At 48.0% G+C, this 2660-nt stretch carries 4 protein-coding genes and 1 pseudogene; all 5 read right to left on the reverse strand.

Going from position 1 to position 2660, the window contains the following annotated elements:
• Nucleotides 1-93: ParA family protein (locus tag ACLGGO_RS35295; protein ID WP_446422814.1), on the reverse strand; the 93-nt coding region annotated here is incomplete at its 3' end.
• A 305-nt stretch (nucleotides 94-398) separates the two neighbouring features.
• A complete protein-coding gene (locus tag ACLGGO_RS35300) occupies nucleotides 399-995 on the reverse strand; it encodes a hypothetical protein (protein ID WP_446422811.1) in 597 nt (198 codons plus the stop codon).
• Complete coding sequence (locus ACLGGO_RS35305; protein ID WP_446422812.1) at nucleotides 901-1704, reverse strand: DNA cytosine methyltransferase; 804 nt, start codon at nucleotides 1702-1704, stop codon at nucleotides 901-903. Before ACLGGO_RS35305 ends, ACLGGO_RS35300 begins: the two co-directional genes overlap by 95 nt.
• On the reverse strand, nucleotides 1682-2140 hold the full coding sequence (locus tag ACLGGO_RS35310) for a hypothetical protein (protein WP_446422813.1): 459 nt from the start codon (nucleotides 2138-2140) through the stop codon (nucleotides 1682-1684). Before ACLGGO_RS35310 ends, ACLGGO_RS35305 begins: the two co-directional genes overlap by 23 nt.
• Nucleotides 2137-2660: pseudogene (locus ACLGGO_RS35315) on the reverse strand (hypothetical protein); the annotation flags it as partial. The pseudogene ACLGGO_RS35315 and the gene ACLGGO_RS35310, both read right to left, overlap by 4 nt.

The raw sequence follows: 2660 nt of genomic DNA on the forward strand, positions 1-2660 counted from the left end.
CTTCTGTTTGGCGATGTGATATCCCAAATTCATCGTCAACGTCGATTTACCTACCCCCCCGGACTGATTAAACAGGGCAATGACCTTGCTCATCTTTTGTACATTCATAATAAACTCTTAAAGTGAATAATAAACTCTTGAAGTGAATAATAAACTCTTGAAGTGAATAATAAACTCGCTTAAGTAAGTGGCATAGTACCAGAAAGAAGATTTGGGGTACGAATTCACCAGTGTTTATGTGGGTTTGTGCTGGATAGAGTTTGGAACGCAGCGATCAATATAAAGAGAGTGGGCTTTTGCATATTCCCCACTATAAAACGCCGGAAGCCTAGCCGTCAGGCTACGACAAAGGAAGCCCACACTAACCCTAAACAGGTATAGTGTGGGAGGATGTCACTTTAAACTTCAGTCTTTACTCGTTCTCCTCTAATAAATGAGAGAATCTTTGTCACAGACCAATGACGAGCGATCGCTAAATTCACCGCTTGTACTTTATGTCTGGGGAGCGATATAGCACGAGTAATATAACCATTATCAGATTTAGCATTTTCCCGTTTTTCTTCCCATCGGTAAGCCCAGTACCAGTGTTCTGGATTATCTGGGTCACGTTCACCTTGAACACGGGGATAGGTGGCGATGATACCTTGTTTAAGTTTCTTGTTCTTGGTGTAGTGTTCCAGCCAGCCACTGGCTCGTGAGGGTTTTGGATTTTCCCCTAGAACTGAGTTGGGTTTTAGTTCTAGGGGATTTTCACTTTCCCCTAGAACTGAGTTGAGTTTTGGTTCTAGGGGATTTTCACTTTCCCCTAGAACTGAGTTGAGTTTTAGTTCTAGGGGATTTTCACTTTCCCCTAGAACTGACTGGGAAGATGGGAACCAACCACAGATTCCACAGCCATGGTCAAGATTCGTTAACTGAGTTTGACAACCGGGACAGGTAGAGGACTCGACTAAGAGCGATCGCGGCTTGGGCGGGGGTGACGGTTCGACCTGCAAGGTATCTAGCTCGGATTCTACCTGGGTGATGGGTTGGGACAGTGAGAGAGGAGTGAGATAGTCCTCTGGAAATCCCATGATTAGAGCCATCGCTTGGGCGCTTAACTGTGAGCCAAGAGGAATTAGCCCGTTGTCTTTGAACCATTTCTCGCATTTGGTTGTCCCAACGGGGCGCGATTTTAAAGAGCGATCGCCACTGGTTAGGGTAGGATATGACAAATACTCTGGCTCTTTGGTGACCCGCGCCAAGCTCTGATGCTCTAACGATTGTAAGTTCTGCTGAATAGCCGACCATTCGGAATCCGCCAATAATTGCTCGAAGTCCCTGTTGGATAACTCCAAGAGGCTGTTCGGTGATAAAGAATTGGGGGCGAACGGTGGCGCAGATTCTGAGTCCATGTCGCCAGAGGGCGGAGTCGGGGTGGGAGAGTCCTTCTCGTTTGCCAGCTCTGCTGGTTCCGGTACACGGAAATCCGCAACTGATGAGGTCGAATTCTTGGTTTCTGGGGTGGTAGTCTCGGATGTCGGAGTGGATGGGGATATTTGGGAAGTGCGATCGCAGGATGAGTTGGGCGTCGCGGTTGATTTCCACAAATTGGGTAGTCTGGATTTCGCCAAGTTGTTGGGCGGCTTGGGTGAATCCGCCGATACCTGCGTATAAGTCGCAGTGTCTGAGTGGGGTTGAGTCATGGTTTTTTGTTGTACTCATCTACTATGGCGGCGTATTTCTCCTGGATTTCCGTTTCTTCAGAGGGAGTGCGAGCGGGTTTCTTGAGGCTTTTTTGTTGGGCAAGCTGGGCGATTTTTTCTTGGACTAGGGCTGTTTTGGTTTCTGTGGTTTGTCGCCACTCTTCCCGGTGGATTGAGTCAAGGTGTTGACAGATGGCGGCGGTGAATCGGTAGTCAACGACTTGAGAACCGAGGAAGTCGAGGTTATCTCCAGCCTTGCAGCTAGGATTTTGACATCGGGGAATTTTGTCTTTGCTTAGGTCGTACTCTTCGATGACGAGTTTGGCTAAATGGGGGTTGATTTTTCCGGTGTCGTGACAGCAGAAACAATGCCATTTAGGTTGCCAGGTTTCGGGTTGGTAACCGGGTTCGTCTTCCTTACGAATAAATTGGCGGGGGAATTTGGGTAGGTTCATGATTCAACCCCCCAGACGAGATTGTTCTCTTCAGCCCATTTAGCAAATTGGCGACGTGTTTCTCGTTCAACTTCAGGACCACCTAAAGCGACGAATCGGGGTCGTCCAATCCGAATCTCTGCAATCCATTCGTCTCGTTTGGGGTGGTTTTCCCAGTCTGAAGCGGGTGTGAGGCTTTTACCTTCGGGTGAGCGTTTGAATTGGTTGTAGAGTTCTTGGTAGTGCTTCTCAATCCACTTGACTGCTAGGGTTGGTGGTTTGGGTAACTGGCTGGCTTTGTTTAAACCAAACTTTAAAAATTTCTCTCTTTCGCTGTCTGAGAGAGAGTATTTAAAGTCTTTATAAGTCTTATTAGATCTTAGACCTGTGTCACCCGCTCCAGAAGCGGGTTCTGGCGCTCGGTTGTTGCGTAGCGATCGCGGTTGTTGCGTAGCGATCGCGGTTGTTGCGTCATGATCACGCCTGTTGTCTGGAGACAACACTGTTGCGTCATGATCACGCCTGTTGTCTGGAGACAACA

Origin of the sequence: Coleofasciculus sp. (assembly GCF_046565525.1) — a bacterium.
GTDB lineage: Bacteria > Cyanobacteriota > Cyanobacteriia > Cyanobacteriales > Coleofasciculaceae > Coleofasciculus.